A 22,279-nucleotide genomic window follows, 5' to 3' on the forward strand; every position below is an offset into this window, starting at 1 on the left:
CGGCACGGCCTGGCTCATGCGGCCGGCTTCGCGAAATGGCTCTGCCCCGGCAGCAGCAGATCCTGCCGCTGCGCATCGCAGACCGCGTAACTGAAACCGGGCTGGATCGCGAACGCACCGACCTCGCCACGCTTGTTCATCGCCAGGAACCCGACCTGCAGGTCGCGGGTCAGCTGCGGCTTGCGCCGCACGATGCGCATCACCACCTCCCGGCAGGCCTCGGCCGGACTCTTGCCCTGGCGCATCATCTCCACCACCGCGAAACTGCCGACATTGCGGATCACCTCCTCGCCGACACCGGTCGAGGTCGCCCCGCCCACTTCGTTATCGACGTAAAGACCGGCACCGATGATCGGACTGTCGCCGACCCGCCCGTGCATCTTCCACGCCATGCCGCTGGTGGTGCAGGCGCCGGACAGATTGCCGTGCGCGTCCAGCGCCAGCATGCCGATGGTGTCGTGGTTGTCCTTGCCGCCGGGCAGCGTGCCCTTCTGGTAGGCGCGGTTCTCGATGTTCGCTTCCGGCTTGTACTCGGATGTCTTCAGCCACTCCTTCCACGCCTTCTCCGACGACGGCGTGAGCAGATTGGTGCGCTCGAAGCCCTGCGCCAGCGCGAACTGCAGCGCCCCGTCGCCGACCAGCATCACGTGCGGCGTCTTCTCCATCACCCGCCGCGCCACCGAGATCGCATGCACGATGTCCTCCAGCGCCGCCACCGACCCGCAGCCGCCGGTGTGATCCATGATGCAGGCATCGAGCGTGACCCGCCCATCGCGATCGGGATAGCCGCCCAGTCCCACGGTGGGATTGTTCGGGTCGGCCTCCGGCACCTTCACCCCGGCCTCCACCGCATCCAGCGCCGCGCCGCCACGCGACAGCACCTGCCACGCCGCCTGGTTCGCCGCGATCCCGAAATCCCAGGTCGAGATCACCCGCGCCGCGCCGCGCGGCAGAGGTGGGACCCCATTGCTGACCGCGGCCCGTGCACGCGGCAACGCAGCGGCCAGGCCGGTGGCGAGGGCGCCGAAGGCGGCGGTCTTGAGGAAGTGGCGGCGTTCGTGCATTGCATAGCTCCGGCGCGGAAGGAAGGGCGCCGGGCGAAGTTGCGCGCGGCTAGCCTTGCATCATGCGACAGAGCTGGAATGGATTGAATGGGTCGCTGCGCGCATCGAAAAATTTTCACCGAGGCACGCCATAGCACGAGCCACCCTGCAGTCGCAACTCAAAATCTTACAGAACTGCTGCCTGCAGCAGGATCAGCCAGCGGAAAGATGGCGCGGCAGGTTGGAGGCGTCTGTCACGAGCGCATACCACTGAGATGGGGCGTGTTGCCACGCCCTAGAAGGGCGAACACGACAATGCCCAAGCGACACGACTAGCGAATGGAATCCAACAGCGTCTGAGCTGCCTGCCTTACATGAGCAGCCGAATCATCCAAGTAAGGTGTTATCAGATAAGCGTCATCAGTCGAGATAAGCCCGTCCAGTTCATCAATTGCGTTTTCTCGAACAATTGGATCCTCGTCATCCAGGCCCGTCAGCAACAGCGGCAGTGCGTCCTTACCGAGCGCTTCTTTTGCATATCTGAGAGCCGCGCCCCGGACATAGGGAGAAAGATTGTGCAGTTGCGATGAAATGATCGGCCATTCCGCCGAACCGATCCGCCTCAGCCCATCAATAGCAGCAGCGACAACCAAAGCTTCTTCATGATGAAGGAAATTCTTGATCGCCGACTCACTCTCAATAGAAGAAGCCATCCCCAGGCCACAGATACCTGCACGCAGACGTTTACTGGAGAGACTACCCAGAATACTTTCCAACGCATGCCGGTAGTCCTTAGCCAACTCAGCAGCGACGACGTCATAAAAATCGTCATCGTCAAGGACTTCGCAGAAAAAAAGTCCCATTAGCTCATCAAATGACTTCCCTACTATATTAATTAGAGCAGCCATCACCGCCCCCGCAAATACGACGAATTTCATTCAAGTTCTTACCGCGATCGGGATAGCCGCCCAACCCTGCCGTCGGATTATTGACGTCGGCCTCCGGCACCCACACCCCGGCCTCCACCGCATCCAGCGCCACGCCACCGCGCGATAGTACATGCCACGCTGCCTGGTTCGCCGCGATCCCGAAGTCCCAGGTCGGGATCACCCGCGCCGCGCCGCGCGGCAGCGGCGTAACCCCCTTACTGGCCGCGGCCCATACGCGCGGCAACGCGGTGACCATGCTGGTGGCGATGGCGATGGCGATGGCGCAGAAGGCTGCGGTCTTCAAGAGGTGGCGGCGTTGGGGCATGGGGAAGACTCCGGCGTTGGAAGGGCTCGCGGGACGACGCGCGCCGAGCATCACATCATGCGGCAGAGTAGGATGAGATTGATCGCCTCACTTGCCACCGGATCACTCTTAGCTGCCGCCTAGGAAAACCTAGATCACGACACCCGACTTCTTTAACTCTTCAGAAATCAAGAAGCCCCACTTTTTGACAGGTCCAAATTGGCTATCAGCTAGCAACAGAGAAATTCCACGAGCGCCACGCAAATCCCCTTGCGCCAAGGCACGTGTAAAGTACGTGATTGCAACATCACCATGTCCGTCCCGCATCGCGGTCTCGCCAATCCAAATACTGGCATCGCCGGACCCCAAACAAGAAGCCTTTCGCATTAATGACCCAGCCTTACGACTAGACTTAGCTCCACCTTCGCCAAGCAAAACCATCGACGCAAGATTAAAGCAAGCATCCGCATCACCTTGCTCGGCAGCCTTCGAATACCAATATCTAGCCAGTACAAGATCAGCCTCAACTCCATCCCCAATGGCATAGGAAGTGGCAAGGGCTGACTGAGAGGAAGCATCTCCGCTCTCAGCAAGCTTTTTTAATCTCGACATTTTCATATCAACAAAGTCATTTTCTTTTTCCACCCTTCCAACCCCTACAACTTCCGGCAAGGCCATTGAAATGTTTCTTCATGCAACCGACAGGTGTATTCATATTCGCTGCATCCCATGCATTGTTCCAAGCCTGCGCATCATTGGAACCCAAGCCAAGCCCGTAAATAAAATCAGGGCATTGACAACTTCCCTGAGTTCGACCTCGGCCTGACGAACCATTTTCTTCAGCCTTGCATTTCATCACGCACCAACTTCCGTTCCGCCCAGCGCGCCCAACTGTTCGCCCCCAATCACGTGCGGTGGTGCCATCCGCGGCAGTCGCTCGATCCCAAGGATCCGAGCTTGAATAATAGCCCTCTGGCACCCTCTCACTACCTGGAAATGGAATTGCAGGAGGCCACCACCAAGGAACCACGATTACTCGATCGAGTCCTGCTGGATCCACATAGCCGAGTGGCGCATGCTCAACGTAGCTGTATGTTGAAGGCCCACCATCAATCCCAATCGGATCACTCTGCCCATAGCGCCCGGTGCCAGGGTCGTAGTCCCGGAAGTAGTTCTGGTTGAACCCCGTCGCTGCGTCATAGCGCTGCCCCGGGAAACGCATGTCGAACACGAACGCAATGCCGTCCTTGTCCGGATCCTGGTCCGGCGGGGTGTTGCCGAAGGCTTCGCCCTTCAGGTCCCAGGTCCAGATCGCCACGTCGCGCACCGGGTCGATCACCGCGCGTGGGCTGCCCAGGTGGTCCGGCTGCACGTAGCGCAGGCTGTTCTTGGCCAATACGCCGACCGGCAGGTCGTCCAGCCAGATCGCCTGCTGCAGCGACGCGCCGTTGGCGTCGTAGTTGCCCAGCCAGTGCCCGCTTTCGTCGTATAGCGTGTAGGTGTTGGTCTTGTCCACCCGCCGCACCTGCTCGCCGCGGCCGTTGTAGCCGTACTTCATCACGACCATGCCCGCGCGCTTGGCCTGGCTCATCCGGCCCGTGGCGTCGTAGGCGAACTCCTGCGCCGTGCCGCCGATGGACAGCGTGTTGCCGATCGCGTCGTAGGTGCGCGCGGTGCCGGCCACCGCGCTCAGGCGGTGGTTGGTGGTCGGGTAGGTGTAGCTCTGCGTGCTGGTGTTGACCTTGGCACTGAGCCGGTTGCCGGTGGCGTCGTAGCTGTAGCCGTCGATCACCGTGCCGATCGGGCAGTCCTTGAACGCGGTCAGACGGCCGAAGGCATCGTAGTCCAGGCTCACCACCGGGGCAGTGTTGCCCGCGTCGGTCAGGGCGCTGAGATTGCCGGCCGGGTCGAAGGCGAAGCTGGTGCTCAGGCCATCAGTGCGGGTGTCGCTGACTGCAAGCGGACGGTAATCCTGATCCAGCACGCGCTGCATCGGGCGGCCGTTGCCGTAGGTGGTTGAGCGGGTGGTAATCGTTCACGCACACCGGCAGATCATCTAGCTCAGCGGGAATAGCCCTATTTATAAAATCTCTTTGTTTTTTCAAAAACATATTTTGCAAAAAAATACACCACAATGCAAATGATGAAATACAATGCCAACCTAAAAAAATTTCCAAAAATATTAAAGAAATAAGCTCCAGACAGGCTGACGACTACAAAGATAGAATCAATAATCCATTTAGGAGACATTTCTTAGGCCTTTTATTTTCGATACTCGACCCATACTTTAGTTTTATCATTATTTCCCGAAGCGTCAGGGCAAATGTTAACTTCAGTATGGAGAATATCACCAGCATGGACTGCATCTTTCGCCTGAGACAAAGCCTCGCCACAGGCGAGACCAATACCAAGCCCCCCCCATACACCAGTACGAGCGGTCATGACTCCTACTGCCCCGCACATAAGGGAACTGATCCGTCCATTCAGGGTATTGATAGCATCGGCCTCATCACGCGATAGTACCTGTCGGGTAGACTGTCTCACACTGTCAGGAAATGACTTTCTCCCTCGCCAAGCACCCGGAGCGGTCCGACTGCAGTCTGAACCTGAATCGTCAGCAGGACCACAAACTAAACCTCCGTCAAGCCCAAGTAGATCCACTTGCAAAAGTGGCTTAGAAGCAACGTAGCTGTAGGTGCTCACGCCTCCTACCAAACCTATTGGATCACTCTGCCCATACCGCCCAGTGGCGGGGTCGTAGTCCCGGAAATAGTTCTGATTGAACCCCATGGCAGAGTCGTAGCGCTGCCCCGGGAAGCGCATGTCGAACACGAACGCGGTGCCGTCCTTGTCTGGGTCTTGGTCCGGTGGGGTGTTGCCGAAGGCTTCGCCCTTCAGGTCCCAAGTCCAGATCGCTACGTCGCGGACCGAGTCGATCACGGCACGCGGCGTGCCCAGGTGGTCCGGCTGTACGTAGTGCAGGCTGTTCTTGGCCAGCACGCCCACCGGTAGATCGTCCAGCCAGATCGCCTGCTGCAGCGCGGCGCCGTTGGCGTCGTAGTTGCCCAGCCAATGCCCGCTCTCGTCGTACAGCGTGTAGGTGTTGGTCTTGTCCACCCGACGCACCTGCTCGCCGCGGCCGTTGTAGCCGTACTTCATCACGACCGTGCCCGCGCGCTTGGCCTGGCTCATCCGGCCCGTGGCGTCGTAGGCGAACTCCTGTGCGGTGCCGCCGACGGAGAGGGTGTTGCCGATCGCATCGTAGGTGCGGGCGGTGCCGGCCACCGCGCTCAGGCGGTGGTTGGTGGTCGGGTAGGTGTAGCTCTGGGTGGTGGTGTTGACCTTGGCGCTGAGCCGGTTGCCGGTGGCGTCGTAGCTGTAGCCGTCGATCACCGTGCCGGTCGGGCCGTCCTTGAACGCGGTCAACCGGCCCATGGCGTCGTAGTCCAGGCTCACCACCGGGGCAGTGTTGCCGGCGGCGGTCAGGGCGCTGAGGTTGCCGGCCGGGTCGAAGGCGAAGCCGGTGCTCAGGCCGTCGCTGCGGGTGTCGCTGACCGCCAGCGGGCGGTAGTCCTGGTCCAGCACCCGTTGCATCGGGCGGCCGTTGCCGTAGGACCAGCTCGCCACCGGGCCGAACGGGTAGTAGGTCGCATTGCCCAGCAGCACCTGACGCGTGCTACCCGCCGGGGTCACGCCCACTTCCGTGGTCTGGCCCTGGGCGTTGCGCACGTAGTCCACCGCCGCGCCGTCGGGATAAGTCAGTCGGCTCAGCTGCCCGGCCTTGGTATAGGCGTAGCGCAGCACGAACACCTTGCCGTTGGTGGTCTGCACCTTACGCACAAGGTCGCCGAAGCGGTCGTAGCAGTAGTCGGTGGTGCCGCTGCCGTCCTGCATGCGAGCCAGGCGGCTGACCGCGTAGGTCTCGCCGGTGGCGCAGGTGGTCTGGCTGACGTCGTAGGTATAGGTGACGTTGAGGCTGGTGGTCGGATACGCGACCTTGGTCAGCCGATTCAGTGCGTCGTAGCTGTAGGTGGTCTTGATGTTACGCGCATCAGTCTGCGTGGCGCGGTTGCCGGCGCTGTCGTAGGTGTACGTGGTGACGCCGGTGTCCGGGCTGGTGAGCTTGGTCAGGTCGCCCAGGCCGTTGTAGGCGTAGGTGGTGTCCAGGCCCTTGGGGTCGGTGACCTTGGTCAGGTTGTCCAGCGCGTCGTAGCCGAACTTGGTCTCGGCCGCGATGCCGCCCACGTCCTGGAGCGTGCGCGCCAGGCGGTTGAGCGGGTCGTAGTCGTCCTGGGTCTTGTGCCCCAGCGCATCGGTGACGGCCGTGGTGTTGCCGTTGGCGTCGTAACCGAAGTCGGTCGGGTCGCCGCTGGCGGTGGCCTGCGTGGCCAGCTGGCCGAGTTGGTTGTAGACCCGCGACAGGGTGCGCTTGAGCGTGCCCGCCGCGTCCTTGGTGTCTTCCTTGACCCGGTTGCCGGCGTTGTCCAGCGTGTAGTGCAGCGTGTTGCCGGCGTTGTCAGCGATATCGGTCAGGCGGTGCGCCGCGTCGTAGGTGAAGGCGGTGAAGGCGCCATCGGGTTGGGTCACCTGCTTGACCAGGCCGGTCGGCCAGTAGTCGATGTTGGTGACGCGGTCGCTGGCGGTATCGGCACCTCGCACGGTAGCCGTCGTCAGCCAGCCGCGCGGGTGGTAGGTGTAGTCGGTCACGAGGCCATTGGCGTCTTTCACCGACAGCATACGGCCGGCACCGTCGTAAGAGAGATACTCGGTCACTTGCCCCATCGCATTGGTGACCTTCCAAAGGTCGCCCTTGCGGTGCGAACACACGGCAGGCGTCGTGGCACACGCCGCATCGTTGGATGGGTAATAGTTGTAGCTGGAGATATCGCTGACATCGGTTCGCACACCATCTACCGACTTCAGGTAGCCCAAGACGGGGCAGGTGCTGTCTGCCGCGGCGACATCGGATGCCTCGCAATAGCTATAAATCACATCGCGTTTCTCGCTGGACGTAGGGCCGCTTACCGACATCCGAACAGGCTGAAGCCGATCATTTCGCGTGTAGGACGTGGTGCGTCCAGCGCTTTGAACCGAAAGCAACCGATTGGAGCCGGTGGTCGTCCTCGTCGTGACCGTGCGCTCTTGCGGGAGTCCAAAAGCCTCCTGCACGGTATGGACGCTCACATCCACGCCATTCTCAGTCAGCTCCGAATAGCCATGCTTGGCCTGGACCCCAAGCCGATCGGTCACGGTGCTGAGCCTCCTGCGATAATCAGTTGCCTGATCGTAGTAGGTATAGCTCATCGTGCCGTCGCTTCTTGCCACGGACGCGACCTTCGGAGATTCGCCACCCGCTGTGGTCAGCGTGTAGTCGGTCCTGTCGCCCAGCGCGTCGATGACGGCGGTTCCGGCGGACGAATACGCCAATGTGATGCCGTCGATTCCGCTTGCATGCTGGCTGGAGATCGCCCGCCCGGCCGCGTCGTAGGCGAACGTACTGAAGCGTTGCCCGTCCTCATGGGTGATCCCGGTCAAGTGCCGGGGAAAGCGCGAGTCCTCGTAGTGATAGGTCCGGATCCCGCCATCGGCATAGGTCACGCTCTTCAGACGATTCTGATCGTAGCTGTAAGAGGCGAGTTGAATACCTGCCGAAGAAATGCCGGATATGAGTGCATCGTCAGACGCATCTGCGTACTGCAGTTCGATGGAACGTCCCTGAAGGGAGGCGATGGTATGCAGGCGGCCGCTATCGTCGTAAGCATAAACCAGGCCGGCCCCGTCCTCCGACATGCGAGCAACCAGTCGACCCTTCTCATCGAAAGTATAGATCGCATCCTGACGATAGAGTTGCCATTGATTGCCGCTAACAACTATTTTTTCGCCAGACGCATTGGCAGCGAAATAGTCCGAGCCCACCTTGCGAAATGGCACGATATAGCCATTGCCTTCGACCACGCCCAGACCATCTGCCTGGATTGCCAAATGCAGATTGTGAGAATACGTCCAGTCTGGGCCGAAACCGCCGGATGCAACTGCAACGCCGGAATGGTAGTAGCGAGTAAAATCAACCCATCCAAAAGCAACGTCATGCTCGACTTCAACCTTCTCGCCCGTCTTGACGTCGCAGGGATTGCCGCGAAAACCGGAGTCGGCACCGGCACCGGCACTTCTTTCGCATTGGGGCGCAGAGACTTCGACAGTAGCGAAGATTTCTTTATTTGCGCATGCCTGGACGCTAATAAGCCATGAGGTGTATGGCTTGGGGCATGTAGTGCGACGCGCCCTGAAAATGGCAGTTGAAGATTGGGCTGGGCCACTGCAATCTTTGAAGAACGTGTTGACTTTATACCACCTACTTTGAGTTTCCATACCCACGTCATATTCGGGGAATGGGCCTATTTGTGCAGTCCATTCGCCTGACGGGGCGGCCGTGACGGCTCCACAAGCTGGCACTCTTGCCTGCTCTTGCTGAATGATAGCGGCCAGTGCTTCGGCTTCTGTTGGAATATCAATGACAGATCCAACGGTATAGCGCCAGTCCTCGTCTTTCGCCTTCTCTTTCCCCATCCAATAAGTAATGAGGAGCTTGCCATTCTCCAGAACCTTCTTTTCTTTTATCGTATCGACATAGCGATAGGCATCTTCACGGTTCTGCGGACCAGGAATCGCCTTTATCGCCGCCTCGGCCTGCACCTGGGTATCGTAGAGACCACGGGAAGTTCCCTCCGCATCGCGCACCAGAAATTGCGGCTTCTTTTCTTGAGCGGCTGCGAGCGCGGAAACAAAGACCAGGCAGAGCAACGCCATCAGACGCACAAAGCGCGTCATGCCGATGTTTGAGTCGTAGCGGTGCGATCTGGTCATTGCCATTCCTTGCAAGAAGTCCATCAATTCAATCGAAACGGATATCGCCGACAGTCGCAGCCCTTTTGGCTGCCCGCCGGACTCATCATAAAAAAAACAATCTCCGCCTCAACTCAAACGAGCTACGCAGCTGCCTCGGTGCGAATCGTGTGGTATGCGGCCAGACCAATGACCCAGAGTCGCACTGCTTAGAGCAGTAAAGAGGGCTCATTCCTGAGCGAGGCAGCGGGGAAAACGGGATACACACGTTTCGCATACGACAATCCTTGTCATCACTGGTAGACGATACTAGACGACGGCACGACGAATCACAACCGAAAGCGTCTGATCCGACCGGCCGCATCCAGTCCCGTCAAGAGAATGCACATCATCCGACAGCTTCGTTGCATTTTCCGGTCAAGTTGGAACCATCAAAACAGCACTAAGCTAAAGCACCGCCGAAAACCGCTCCCCAATCATCCCCTCGATCGCTTCCAGATCCGGCAACAACGCGCTCTGCTCGCCCAGCAACACACGCATATGGACGCCGGCCGGCAACGTTTCTTCGGAAGCGTCGGCAAGCAAACCATCACGCGGCACCGAAATCAGTTGCGGGAAGGATTGGGTGATCAGTGCGAAGTACGGCAAGTCGGGATTGCCGCCCAGCGCCTTCAGCACGACGATCTTGTTGTTGGAGGCGACGGTTTCGCTGCCCAGGCCGGTCAGGCGGGCGAACGAGAGCAGCGGGACGTTCCAGCCATACCAGGCGATCTGGCCGAGCAGCCAGTGCGGGGCGTCGGGCAGCGGTTCGACCGGCACGCGCGACATCACTTCGGCGACGGTGGCGTTGGGCAGCAGGGCCCGCTCGCTGCCGGCCTGGATCAGGACACCGCGGATTTCGTCGTTGCTGGCGTAGCTGCTCATGGATTACGTCGTCCTGGAACCGGGAAAAACGCGCGGGCGGGGGCTCAGCCGCCCCACCGCGCGGACAAGGCCTGCGCCAGCTGCACCGGGTCGCCGCTGGGGTGGCCGCGGCCAATCAGTTGCGCGGCGGCGGCCGGGTCGTAGCAGCCGTCGCCGGTCTGGCCGGCGACCCAGGCGCCTTGTGTGGCGAGTGCGAGCACGTCGTCGACCTGCTGCGGGTCGCTGCCGCTGAGCAGCAGCACGGCACTGTGCGCGGCGGGCAAGCCGCCGACCACCGAGGCGCCGGCCTGCTGGGCGACGAAACGCAGGCCGGCGGTTTCGCCGCTGCGCACGCCGACATCGTCGGGCAGGATGTAGACGTTGCCGACGCCGACCGCCTGGCCGGCTTCGGCCAGCAGCACCGGCAACGCGGACACGCGCGCGATCTGCTTGACCAGGTTGCCGTAGCGGCCGCCGTCCAGGCGCAGTTGCACCAGCAGCGGCTGCGGGAAGCCCGCCGGCAATGCGGCGAGCAGGCGACGGATGGCATCGGGACCGCCGATACCGGCCATCACCAGCACCGCGCCTTGCGCGACCGTCACTGCAGCGGCGGCGGCATTGTCGATGGTGGACTCCTCCTCGGACTCCAGCGCGACCAGCGACAGGCCTTCGGTGGAAATCTGCATCTGGCTCAGCGGCGCACGCGCCTGCACCACCAGCGGCGCGTCGTCGTCCACCAGCGACCAGGCGCTGGCCGGCAGCGGTGGCGGCGCGCTGGTCGACGCAGCGGATGCCGCCTCGGTCGCAGTCGCCGGTTCCGACGCCGTTGCAGGCGCGGCCGCATCGCCGGCAGCGATCTGATCGCGCGAGAACTGCATGTCCTCGAACCCGGGCGCGGCATCGGCCGGCGGCTGCCAGGCGTAGAAGCTGTCGCCGGGCACAGTGGTCGCGAAGCTGGCCGCTTCCTCGACGTGGAAACCGATCGGCGCGCCTTCGTGCAGTTGCGCCGGGGTCGCCGGCAGGCCCGGCTCGGGCTGCAGGCCGGTGTCGGTTTCGCGCCCAGGCGGCAGCACGTCCTGGTGGCCTTGCAGCTTGGCCGCCAGGTGCCGCGCCCAGCGCTGCGCTTCCCAGCCCTCGCGGCGCGCGGCCAGTTCGGCCTCGTCGAAGATCACGGTGAGGCCGGGCAGGTCCAGTGCCGCATCCAGCCGTTCCAGTGCGTCCTCGATCGCCGGTTCCAGCGCGATCAACACCGCGTCGGGCGCGGCGTCGGCCAGGGTCTGCGCATCGATCGCGCCGGGATCGTCCTCGAGCACGATCGCCGCGCCGACCTGGTGCAGCGCCTCGCGCAGGCGCTCGCGCGCCTGGCCGGGACGCGCCAGCAACGCGACCGGGGTGCCGCTGGCGGTGCCGTCACTCGCGAACACGGGCGATCCCCAGCAGGTCGTACACGTTGCGCATCAGATCCAACTCTTGGTAAGGCTTGCCAAGGTAGCGCTGCACGCCGATCTCGAAGGCGCGCTGGCGGTGCTTCTCGCCGCTGCGCGAGGTGATCATCACGATCGGCACGGATTTGTAGCGGGGGTCGGCGCGCATCGCGGTCGCCAGTTCGTAGCCATCCATGCGCGGCATCTCGATATCCAGCAGCATCAGGTCGGGGACGCGTTCTTCCAGGCGCTCCAGCGCCTCGATGCCGTCGCGGGCGACGATCACGTCGAAGTTGTGGCGTTCCAGCACGCGGCCGGTGACCTTGCGCATGGTCAGCGAATCGTCGACCACCATCACCAGCGGCACGCGCCGCTGTTCGGCCGGCGCCGCTTCCACCACCGGCCGTGCAGGCTGCGCCAGGTAGCGGCGCACCAGCGGGGCGACGTCCAGGATCACCACCACGCGGCCATCGCCGGTGATGGTGGCGCCGTAGATGCCGGGCACCGAGGCGATCTGCAGGCCGACCGGCTTGACCACGATTTCGCGGTTGCCGAGCACCTGGTCGATCGCCACCGCGGCGCGCAGGTCGCCGGCGCGCACCAGCAGCAGCGGCACCTGCGCCTGTCCTTCGGCGCGTGCCGGCGCCTGGCCGACCAGCGAGCCGAGGTCGTGCAGGGCGAATTCCTCGCCGCTGTAGTGGTAGCCGCCGTCGGCCGCTTCGAAACGCTCGCGGCTGATGCGGCCGATGCCGCTGACCGAGGCCACCGGCACGGCGAAGGTGGTCTCGCCGATCTGCACGAACACCGCCTGGGTCACCGCCAGGGTCTGCGGCAGGCGCAGGGTGAAGGTCACGCCTTGGCCCCACACCGAGTGGATGTCCACCGAGCCGCCGAGCTGGCGCACTTCGTTGCGCACCACGTCCATGCCCACGCCGCGGCCGGCCAGCTGGCTGACCTGGTCGTAGGTGCTGAAGCCGGGGGCGAAGATCAGCGAATCCAGCTCTTCGTCGGACAGCGCGGCGCCGATCGCGATCAGGCCGCGCTGTTCGGCGCGGTGACGGATCGCATCGCGGTTGAGGCCGGCGCCGTCGTCGGCCACTTCCAGCACGATTTCCGAGCCCTCGCGGCGCAGGCGGATGGCGATGCTGCCCTCTTCCGCCTTGCCCGCGGCGCGACGCTGCTCCGGCGTTTCCAGGCCATGCGCGACCGAGTTGCGCAGCATATGCTCCAGCGGCGCGATCATGCGGTCGAGCACGTTGCGGTCGAGTTCGCCGTGGGTGCCTTCCAGGGTCAGGTGCACCTGCTTGCCGGTTTCGCTGGCGGCCTGCCGCACCACCCGGCGCAGCCGCGGCACCAGGCCGTCGAACGGCACCATGCGCGCGCGCATCAGCCCGTCCTGCAGTTCCGAACTCACGCGCGACTGCTGTTGCAGCAAACCGTCGTACTGGCGCGCCAGGTCGTCGAGCACGCCTTGCAGGCCGCCCAGGTCGGCCGCCGATTCGTTCAGCGCGCGGCTGAGCTGCTGCAGCGTGGAGAACCGGTCCAGTTCCAGCGGATCGAAGCTCTGCTCGCTCTGGTCCTGTTCGCGCTGGTAACGGGCGACGATCTGCGCTTCGGTTTCCAGGTCCAGGCGGCGCAGCTGGTCGCGCAGTCGCGCATTGGTGCGGTCCAGTTCGGACATCGCGCCGCGGAACGCGCCCAGCTGCTGCTCCAGCCGCGAGCGGTAGATCGCCACTTCGCCGGCGTGGTTGACCAGGCGGTCCAGCAGGTCGGCGCGCACGCGCACCTGTTCCTGCATCGGCCGCGCGATCATCGACTCCTCGTCGAGCGTGCCGTCCACCGGCAGCGGTGCCGACAGCGGCGCCGGTGCCGGTGCGGGCACCGAGGCCGGATCGACCGCGGCCTGGATCATCGCCGCCACGTCGGCATCGGTTGCGGTTGCGGTTTCGGCGACGGCATCGATGCCGTCGGCGGCGAGCGGCAGGCTGCGGCCGTGGGTGCGCGCGTCGAAGCGGCCGATCAGATCGAGCGGCATCGCCACCGCGCGGTGGTTGCCGGTGAGGGTGAGCAACTGATGCAGGCGGTCGAACCCGCGCTCGAGCAATTGCACGTCGCTGCGATCGAGTTCGGTGCGGTTGGCGGCCACCGCCTCCAGCAGCGATTCGATGCCGTGGCCGAGGTCGCCGATCGGGTTGACCCCGGCCATGCGCGCGCCGCCCTTGAGCGTATGCAGGTCGCGCTGCAAGCCGGCGAGCGCGTCGCGGTCCTGCGGCGCGGCGCGCAGTTCGGCGATCAGGCGGTCGCAATGGTCGAGCAGGTCCTTGCCTTCCTCGACGAAGATATCGACCAGTTCGCGGTCCAGATCGGCGAAGTCCAGCGGGCCGAGATCGACCGCGGCCAGGTCGCTGGATTCGGCCGAGGCTGTGTCGTGCTGGGAGGTTTCGGCGAACGACGGTTCGTCGGATGCGGCGGCTGGCGGGTGATGCTCGTCGCCGGTTTCGGTTTCGGTCGGCTCGGCGGCTTCCGCGTATGCAGGCTCGGCCTGCGTATCCGCGACGTCTCCCGGATCGCCGGCATGCTCCGCATGGTCCGGCGCGGCGTCGGCAGAGTCGGTCGCTTGCGTTGCGTCGACGTGCGCCTCATCGGCGTACGCTGCTTCGGCCGGCGTTGCGTCGGCACCAGCATCGCCCTCATGCGCGGCATCGGCCGCTGGCGCATGCTCCTGATCGGTCGAATGCTGCTCTTCGGCGTGCGCTTCATGGGCATACGACGCTTCGACCGGCACCGCGTCAAAGCTGGCATCGCCTTGGTACCCGGCATCGGACGCTGGCACGTCGGCCGTTTCGGTCGAATGCGCTGCTTCAGCATCTGTCGTCGCGCCAAGCGCTGCTTCGGCATCGGTATCGGCGAGTTCGGATGCGGCATGTGCGGCGTCTTCATCATGCGACGAAGACGCGTGGTCGTGCGCATCGTTCGCTTCGGCGTCGGCCGGATGCGTTTCGATGTCGGCCTGGGCAGCGTCGCCATCGGCGCCTTCATCGACGGTCTCGTGCTGCGATTGCGCTGCAGCATCCACGTTGTCGTGTGCGTGCGCTGCGGTGTCGGCATGCGCCGCAGCGTCGTCCGCCGCAAGCAGCGGTTCGGCATCGTCGTTCGCCGACACCGGCTCGCTGCCGTGCCACTGCGTGGACGGCTGCACCGGCTCTGCATTGAACGCATAGCCCTGCGGATCGCGCTCCTGGTCGTGCTCGCCCTGGTCGTGCGCGCCTTCAACCGGCTCACCTTCGGCGTGCCCGGCCTGGTCGTGCGTGCCTTGCGGGTCTTCCCGATACTCGCCGTGATGGGTGTCGTCGTGCGTCGCGCCATCGTCGGCCGCTACGTCCTGCTCCTGCGTCTCGACCGGCGCTTCCACGGGCGGCGGCAATTCGCTGTCCGCCGGCACGCGCTCCTCGGCCAGCGGCGCGTCGACGGTCAATTCGTCGAGCTTGCCGTCCTGCGCCAGCAGTGCCTGTTCGTCGGCGCCGATCGCAGCAGGCTCGCTGTCGGCCGGCGCCTCGGCGATCACGTCCGATTCCTCTGCGGCCTCCGCCTCCTGCGCAACGGCGGCTGCGGCGATGCCGTCTTCCTCGTCGGCGGACGCATCGTGGTCGTCGAGCGCAGGCGCCGTCGATACCACGCCGTCGGCGGAGTCTTCGCCAGTCGCGTGCGACTGCGCCGCATCGAACGCCGACGGCGCATCGACTGCATGCGCAACGAAGGCATCGGTAGCGGCACTTTCGGCGACGTGATCGGCGGCGGCATGATCGTCCGTGCCGGCCGCGTCGAGGTGCCTGGCATCGCCCAGGTACGCCGACAGGTCGTCGGCCGAAGTGAGTTCCACCGCCTGCAGCAACTGCGCATCCAGCCCGGCATCGGCGTGCGGCTGCGGTTCGTCCTCGTCCTCTTCGTCGTGCGCGACCGAAGGCCACTGCACTTCCGGCAGCGTGGCGACCAAGGCCTGCAGCCGCTGCGCCAGCTCGGTGAACGGCGGGATCACCGGCGACGGCGCCTGCAGTTCCTCGATGGTGGCGGCGATGGCCTGCGCGGCATCGTCGAGCGCACGCACGCCGTCGGCGCCGGGCACCATCGCGGCGGCCAGCAGACGCTTGACGTAGCTCTCGGCCGGGCCGGTGACGTCGGTGATTTCCGGCACGTCGGTCATCGCGAACGCGCCGCTCATCGTGTGCACCGCGCGCAGCAGCGCCTCGGTGGCCGGCTGCGGCGCATGCTGCAGCCAGTCGCGGACCGTCTCCAGATGCGTACCGACCTCGGCTTCGAGGATCTCGCGCAGCACGCTGTCCACCGAAGCCGGCGTGCCGGCGCGCGGCGCGGCAACGGCCGGTGCCGGCGCGGCGGCGAAATAGTAGGCGTCCTCGCCTGCCGCGATGCGGTCGGCGACCGCCTGGATCGCGTCCAGGTCGGCATGGATGACGCCATGTCCGCGCAGTGCGGCGTTGAGCTGCGGCAACACCTCGTAGGCCAGTTCGACCATGGTCACCACGGCCGGGCTGGCCGCGCGGCTGCCATCGAGCACGCGATTGAGCATGCCCTCGATCTTCCAGCTGAACTCGCCGAGCACGCGCGCGCCGACCAGCCGGCCACTGCCCTTGAGGGTGTGGAACACGCGACGGATCGGACGCAGGCTTTCCAGGTGATTCGGCGACGCGCGCCATGCCGGCAGCAGCGTGCCGAGGTTGACCAGCTCCTCGTCGAATTCCTCGAGGAACACCTCGCGGATGTCCGCGTCGATCTCGCCGCCGTCGTCGACGAAGCCGCCGTCGATGGCGGCCGGCGCGGGCGCCTCGGGTGCCGCGACCGCATCGGTCGGCGCTTGCGCGTGGTCGGCGGTGGCCTCGGTCGCGCCGGCGGACGCGGCCGCGGCGGGCGCGGCGACATCGAACTGTGCGGCAGCGGCGTCGAGTTCGGCGAGGAACGCCGCCGAAGCGGCGTCCAGCTCGATCGGCTGGATGCTGGCCTTGTGCACGCCGGGCGCCGGCGCTTCCGGCTCCGGGGTCGGCTCCGGCCAGGTCAGGTCGACGAACGGACTCTGTTCGGCGCCTGCAGCGGCGTCGGCATGCTCCGCCTCGTCGGCCTGCGCGTGCGGCGCTTCGGCGCTCTCGGCCTCGGCCGCGAACACGGTCTCGCTCGACGAAAGGTCGATGGTGGGCGTGCCGGACTCGGCGACAGCGTCGCTGTCGTCGTCGGCCAGGGTCGCCGGCGTGTCGTTCCAGACGATGCCGTGGACCTCGTCGGACGCGGTCTCGGCGAAGGCCGGCGCATCCTCCAGTTCGATCACCAGCACATCGTCGTGGACGTTGTCGGTGGGCGCGGCAACCGGGGCGTCGACGATGACCAGGGCCGGATCGTCATGCTCGGCAGCCGATTCGAATTCGGCGTATTCGGCGGCCACCGGGTCGAACCCGTAGCTGGCCGGTGTCGCTTCGTCGCTCGCGGGCGCGGCATCGGCATGCGCGATGGCCTGCTCGGGCGCCGCTTCGGCGCTCTCCCAACGCAACGCATCGCCTTCCAACGCCAGCGTGTCGGTGCTGATCTGCAGCGGCTCGACAGTGGCCGACCATTCTTCCTGCTCGGCGGCGACCGGATCGAAACTGCTCGGCGACGACACGAGGACGGGCGCATCGTCGTTGCCGGCAGCGCTGACCGCCGCGGCGGACGGCTCGGCGTCGGCATCGGCACGCTCGGCAGCCCCGGCGTTCGCGGCGGCCTCGGCAGCGTCGTGCAAGGTCCACTGCGGCGCCTGCGGCGACTCGCCCGGCAGCGGCGGCGGCGTGCTCGCGACGATCGGCGCATCCGCGACCGGTGCCAACTCCCAGGACGGCACCGGCGGCGGCGCGGACGCCGCGCTCGGCACGTCGGCAACGGCATCGGCCGACGCGATGCCCGGCTCCGCCACGGGCGCGAGCAACGGCGCATCGGCCACCTGCGGCGCCACGCCCTGCGGCGCCGGCGCATCGCTGGGCAGTGGCCAGTAGCGCAGCGTTTCCAGGCTCGTGCGGGTGATGTCGAGGATTTCCTCGCGGCCCGGGCGGCGCTCGCGCAGCGCTTCCAGGTAGTACTCCAGGCTGGCCATCGCATCGGCCAGCGTGTCCAGCTGGCGCCCGCTGGGCACGCGGCGCTTGCCGATCAGCTCGGTGGCGACGTAGCGGCGCACGCCTTCCAGGTAATCGGCCGGCTGCGGCAGTTCCAGCATGCGCAGCGCACCGGCGACCTCGCCGAGCAGGCGCGGCACTTCGGTCAGGCGCTCGTGTTCCCAGTTGGTCTCGATGAAGGCGACGAAATGCTCGCGCGCGGCGGCGAAATTGGCGATCGCCTCGTGCGCCAGCACTTCCACCGTGCGCCGCGCCTCGGCGGCGCTGGCATCGTCGTGGATGCCGGCGCTGGCGCCGAGATAGGCGACCTGGTCGTCGAGCGAGGCATCCACGTACAGCAGCGCGCCGGCGATATCCAGCAACAGGCCCTCGTCGGCCTGGCGCTCGCCGTCGACGATGCTGCGCAGCGCATCGCGCTGCTGCACCACCACGCCGCGGGCCACGCCCAGGCCCATCACCCCGAGGGTATCGGCGACGCTGCCCAGTTCGTCCACCTGGGTCTGCAGCGCGGCCACGTCGCCACCGGTGCGCAGGTGCAGGTCGAGCGCGTCCTTGACCCGCAGCAGTTCTTCCTTGATCGCGGTGCCGACGGTGTCGAGCAGTTCGCGGTTGCGGCCGCTGAGGCTGCCCCGGGCATGGTCCAGTTCGGCCTCGGTGGCGGCGCTGGCGTCGGGCGACAGCGCGAACAGCGCGCCTTCGCTCAAGCCGGGCTCGCCGCGCGAGGCGCGGATCTCGTTGAGCAGCGGCAGCAGCACGATCGGGATGTCGCGATGGCCGTCCTGCAGGCGCTCCAGGTAGTCGGGCAGCAGCACCGTGCCGCGCATCAGCGTGGCGCAGGCCTCGTCGCGGTCGGGCACCTGGCCGTTCTGCACGGCGATGGCCAGCAGTTCCAGTTCCTCGGCGACCATCGCCGGCGCGTACAGCTCGACCATGCGCAAGGTGCCCTGCACCTGGTGCAGGTAGCCGGCGCAAAAGCGCATGCGGCTGGTGTCGGCCGGGTCTTCGACGAAGTATTCGATCTCCCCGCGCACCTGGCGCAGGGTCTCGTCCAGCTCCGGCTTGACCCAGCCCAGGGCGGCGTGGCTCATCGCATCGCGCAGCGCGCTCATCGCCGCGTCTCCGCGGACGGCCGCGCGCCGTGCCGCGCCAGCGCGGCGGCGGGATGCAGGGAGTTTTCGCGGTACGTCATGTGCACTGTCCTTCCACCCTGTTCCGATCCGCTCACGCCGGCAGCTTGAAGTCGGCGACCGAGCGCCGCAGGTCCGCCGCCAGCTGCGCCAGCCGTCCGATCGATTCGGCGGTCTGGCCGGCGCCCTGCGAGGTCTGTCCGGTGATGCGGCGGATCACGTCCATCGTCTGGGTGATGTCGGTCGCCGCGGCGGACTGCTGGTGCGCGGCGATGGAGATGTTCTTGATCAGGTTGTTGAGCGCGTTGGAGACGCGCTCGATCTCGGTCAGCGCGGTGCCGGCGTCTTCGGCCAGGCGCGCGCCGGACACCACTTCGGAAGTGGTCTGCTCCATCGAGCTGACCGCTTCGTTGGTATCGGCCTGAATGGTCTGCACCAGGCCTTCGATGCGGCGCGTGGCGCCGGAGGTGCGTTCGGCCAGGCGCTGCACTTCGTCGGCGACCAGCGCGAAGCCGCGACCGGCCTCGCCCGCCGAGGCGGCCTGCACCGCGGCGTTGAGCGCCAGGATGTTGGTCTGCTCGGAAATGTCGTTGATCAGTTCGACGATCGAGCCGATCTCCTGGGTCGATTCGCCCAGGCGCTTGATGCGCTTGGAGGTTTCCTGGATCTGGTCGCGGATCTGGTCCATGCCCTGGATGGTCTCGCGGACCACGCCGGCGCCCTCGGCGGCGATCACCACCGAGCGCTGCGCCACTTCGGCCGACTCGCTGGAGTTGCGCGAGACCTGTTCGATGCTGGCCGCGATTTCGTTGATGCGCTCGGACGCCGAACCGATCTGCTCGGCCTGGTGGCCGGCGGCCTCGGCCAGCTGCAGCGCGGTGGCCTGGGTTTCCTCGGTGGAGATGGCGACCTTGGCCGAGGTGTCGTTGATCGTGGTCACCAGGTGGCGCAGCTCGTCGACCGCGTAGTTGATCGCGTCGGCGATGGCGCCGGTCATGTCCTCGGTGACCGAGGCCTTGACGGTCAGGTCGCCTTCGCCGAGCGAACTGATTTCGTCGAGCAGGCGCATGATCGCCTGCTGGTTGCGGCTGTTGTATTCGACCTGGGTCTGGTAGCGGATTTCCTGGTCGCGGGTGCGGCTGCGTACCGAGGTCCAGACGAAGCCGATGATCGACAGCAGCGCCAGCAGGCCGGACACCACGCCCAGCCAGAAGTTCGGGAACAGGCGGGTGTCGCGGGTGGAGCCGAACGCGGAGAAGGCGTCGAACAGCTTCTTGCTGTCGTCGAGCATCTTGTCCGAGCCGGCGGTCAGCGCCGCGGCCGAGGACTGCGCGGCGAACAGGCTGCGCGAGCTGGCCAGCAGCGCGTCCAGGTCCTTCTTCATTTCCGCCCACTGCGCCTGCGACTGCTCCAGCGCAGCCAGCGCGGCGGCGTTGCGCACCGGCGCGATGCCCAGTTCCTCGTTGCCGTTGCGCAGGCCTTCGAGCATCTGCCCGAATACCACCGAGTCGCGCGCCAGCGCATCGCCGGCGCTGGCCGCACCGCTGCCGCCGGCCCGCATCTCGGTGACGCGGCGGGCCATGGTGCCGGCCACCACCACCTGCTGCAGGGTGTTGTAGATCTGCGCGGCGGGGGCGCCGCCGACGGTCATCGCGCGCACCACCTCGTTCAACTGCGCCTGCAGCTGCGGCACGCCGCCGACGAAGCGCTCGGCATTGCCGGCCAGCGCCAGCACCGCCGGTTCGCTGTCCACCACCTGCTGCGCGTTCTTGCCCAGCGGGGTCCAGGTGCGGTTGAGTTCGGCCAGCGGGCCGGCGATGCCGGTCTCGTTGGCGTAGCGCGCGTTGAGCCCGGCGACGGTGCTCTCCACCCGCGACTTGGTCTGCTTGAATTCCTTGTAGGTGGCGGCGTTGCCGGACACCGCGTCGCGCGCCTGGTTGGCCAGCTGCTGCGACAGCACCTGCAGATCGGCCGCACCGGTGCTGGCGCCGGCCAGGCGGTTGCCCTGCCAGGTGGCCACGCCGGTATTGGCGCCGAACACGATCAGCGACAGCGCCAACAGGCCCAGCCAGAAACTCGTCCCCACGCTGCCAAGCTTGCTGGCCTTGGGGGCGTCCGGTGCAGTACTCATGATTCGACCTCGATCTTCGATGCGAAGGCAGGCCGCGCGCTCAGGCGGCGGCTTGACGGAATTCGGGTGTGCGCGACAGCAGCGACAGCGAGAACACGCCCCAGTCGTGGGTGTCGCCGCGGAACGCGCGGTCGACGAAGTGCGCGTAGCGGCCCTGCGCCAGGTCGCCGGGTTCCACCGCCTGCGATTCGGCGAAGCTGCGCTGGCCGAACAGTTCGTCGATGGTCAACGCCACGTCGCCGCCGCTCTGGCGCATGATCAGCACGCGCTGGCCCTCCAGCAGCGAGGTGCGCTGGCCTTCCATGAACTGCTTCAAATCGACCACCGGGAACAGGTTGCCGCGCAGGTTGCCTACGCCCAGCAGCCACGGCTGCGCGCCCGGCACCGGGGTGATCGGCGGCATGCGCACGATTTCCACCACCTCGCGGAAGTCGGACACCAGATGGCGGTTGCCGACGCGGAAGCCGACCCCGCGCCAGATGTCCTCGTCGAATTCGCGCTCGGGCATCTGCACCGCGTGCGCCAGGCTGCGCCGCTCGTAGGCCTCGAGGATGTCGAAGGGCGAACGCACGTCAGCCGACCAGCTGGTTGATGCGGGCGATCAGCTCGTCTTCGCGCGGCGGCTTGACGATGTAGTCGGTGGCGCCCTGGCGCATGCCCCAGACCTTGTCGGTCTCCATGCTCTTGGTGCTGATGATCAGCACCGGGATGTGCCGGGTGGCCTCGTCGCGCGACAGCGCGCGAGTGGCCTGGAAGCCGCTCATCCCCGGCAGCACCACGTCCATCAGCACCAGGCTGGGCGCCTGCTCGCGGACGATCTTCAGCCCGTCCTCGGCGTTGTCGGTGGCGAGCACCTCGTGCCCGGCTTTTTCCAGCCACTGCGTAAACACCGCCCGGTCGGTCGGTGAGTCCTCGATCAACAAGATTCGAGCCATGGTGCCTTTCCCCCTGGTCAGGCGTTGACGTATGTACGGATCGCGCCCAGCAGTTCTTCGCGTGTGAAGGGTTTGGTGAGGTACTGCTCGGAACCGACGATGCGCCCGCGCGCCTTGTCGAACAGGCCGTCCTTGGAGGACAGCATGATCACCGGCGTCGCCTTGAACAGCTGGTTGCCCTTGATCAGCGCGCAGGTCTGATAGCCGTCCAGCCGCGGCATCATGATGTCCACGAAGATGATCTGCGGTTGCTGATCGGCGATCTTGGCCAAGGCCTCGAAGCCGTCGGTGGCAGTGACCACCTCACACCCCTCGCGCTTCAACAGCGTTTCGGCAGTACGACGGATCGTCTTCGAGTCATCGATCACCATGACCCTCAGTCCTGCGAGTTCCCCACCCGCAGTCGTGTTTTCACTCATTCACTTGCCCCCCAGGCGCGCGACGCTTCATCGGTTCCGACGTCGCTGCGAAACGACATGTATCCCAAGACC

Annotated in this window: 10 protein-coding genes and 4 pseudogenes; all 14 read right to left on the minus strand. The window is 65.6% G+C overall.

Annotated elements, in window-relative coordinates:
- Positions 1–14 precede the first annotated feature (14 nt).
- On the minus strand, positions 15–1,064 hold the full coding sequence (locus H9658_RS02995; protein ID WP_191824304.1) for a N(4)-(beta-N-acetylglucosaminyl)-L-asparaginase: 1,050 nt from the start codon (positions 1,062–1,064) through the stop codon (positions 15–17).
- Positions 1,065–1,375: 311 nt separating this feature from the next.
- A complete protein-coding gene (locus tag H9658_RS03000; protein WP_191824305.1) occupies positions 1,376–1,981 on the minus strand; it encodes a HEAT repeat domain-containing protein in 606 nt (201 codons plus the stop codon).
- Between the two features lie 13 nt (positions 1,982–1,994).
- A pseudogene (locus tag H9658_RS03005) lies at positions 1,995–2,297 on the minus strand (N(4)-(beta-N-acetylglucosaminyl)-L-asparaginase); the annotation flags it as partial.
- Positions 2,298–2,426: 129 nt separating this feature from the next.
- Positions 2,427–2,954 carry a tetratricopeptide repeat protein gene (locus H9658_RS03010; protein ID WP_191824307.1) on the minus strand — a complete coding sequence of 176 codons (528 nt, stop codon included), beginning with the start codon at positions 2,952–2,954 and terminating at the stop codon, positions 2,427–2,429.
- A pseudogene (locus H9658_RS03015) lies at positions 2,905–4,290 on the minus strand (RHS repeat domain-containing protein); the annotation flags it as partial. The pseudogene H9658_RS03015 and the gene H9658_RS03010, both read right to left, overlap by 50 nt.
- A 248-nt stretch (positions 4,291–4,538) precedes the next feature.
- Entirely contained in the window at positions 4,539–9,164 is a 4,626-nt protein-coding gene (locus H9658_RS22840) for an RHS repeat-associated core domain-containing protein (protein ID WP_225209711.1), read from the minus strand.
- Positions 9,165–9,566: 402 nt separating this feature from the next.
- Positions 9,567–10,043: a chemotaxis protein CheW gene (locus tag H9658_RS03025; protein WP_191824308.1), complete on the minus strand. Its 477-nt coding sequence runs from the start codon at positions 10,041–10,043 to the stop codon at positions 9,567–9,569.
- A 44-nt stretch (positions 10,044–10,087) separates the two neighbouring features.
- On the minus strand, positions 10,088–11,446 hold the full coding sequence (locus tag H9658_RS03030; RefSeq protein ID WP_191824309.1) for a chemotaxis protein CheB: 1,359 nt from the start codon (positions 11,444–11,446) through the stop codon (positions 10,088–10,090).
- A pseudogene (locus H9658_RS23340) lies at positions 11,433–14,555 on the minus strand (response regulator); the annotation flags it as partial. The pseudogene H9658_RS23340 and the gene H9658_RS03030, both read right to left, overlap by 14 nt.
- A 240-nt stretch (positions 14,556–14,795) precedes the next feature.
- Positions 14,796–18,704, minus strand: a pseudogene (locus H9658_RS23345) (Hpt domain-containing protein); the annotation flags it as partial.
- 112 nt (positions 18,705–18,816) lie between these two features.
- Positions 18,817–20,853: a methyl-accepting chemotaxis protein gene (locus tag H9658_RS03040; protein WP_191824311.1), complete on the minus strand. Its 2,037-nt coding sequence runs from the start codon at positions 20,851–20,853 to the stop codon at positions 18,817–18,819.
- 40 nt (positions 20,854–20,893) lie between these two features.
- Positions 20,894–21,424: a chemotaxis protein CheW gene (locus tag H9658_RS03045; protein ID WP_179566486.1), complete on the minus strand. Its 531-nt coding sequence runs from the start codon at positions 21,422–21,424 to the stop codon at positions 20,894–20,896.
- A gap of 1 nt (position 21,425) precedes the next feature.
- Positions 21,426–21,788: a response regulator gene (locus tag H9658_RS03050; protein ID WP_179566488.1), complete on the minus strand. Its 363-nt coding sequence runs from the start codon at positions 21,786–21,788 to the stop codon at positions 21,426–21,428.
- A gap of 17 nt (positions 21,789–21,805) precedes the next feature.
- Positions 21,806–22,207, minus strand: a complete 402-nt coding sequence (gene pilG, locus H9658_RS03055; RefSeq protein ID WP_003472648.1) for a twitching motility response regulator PilG — start codon at positions 22,205–22,207, stop codon at positions 21,806–21,808.
- Between the last annotated feature and the right edge of the window lie 72 nt (positions 22,208–22,279).

The organism is Xanthomonas bonasiae (assembly GCF_014836395.1).
Taxonomy (GTDB): Bacteria; Pseudomonadota; Gammaproteobacteria; order Xanthomonadales; family Xanthomonadaceae; genus Xanthomonas_A; species Xanthomonas_A bonasiae.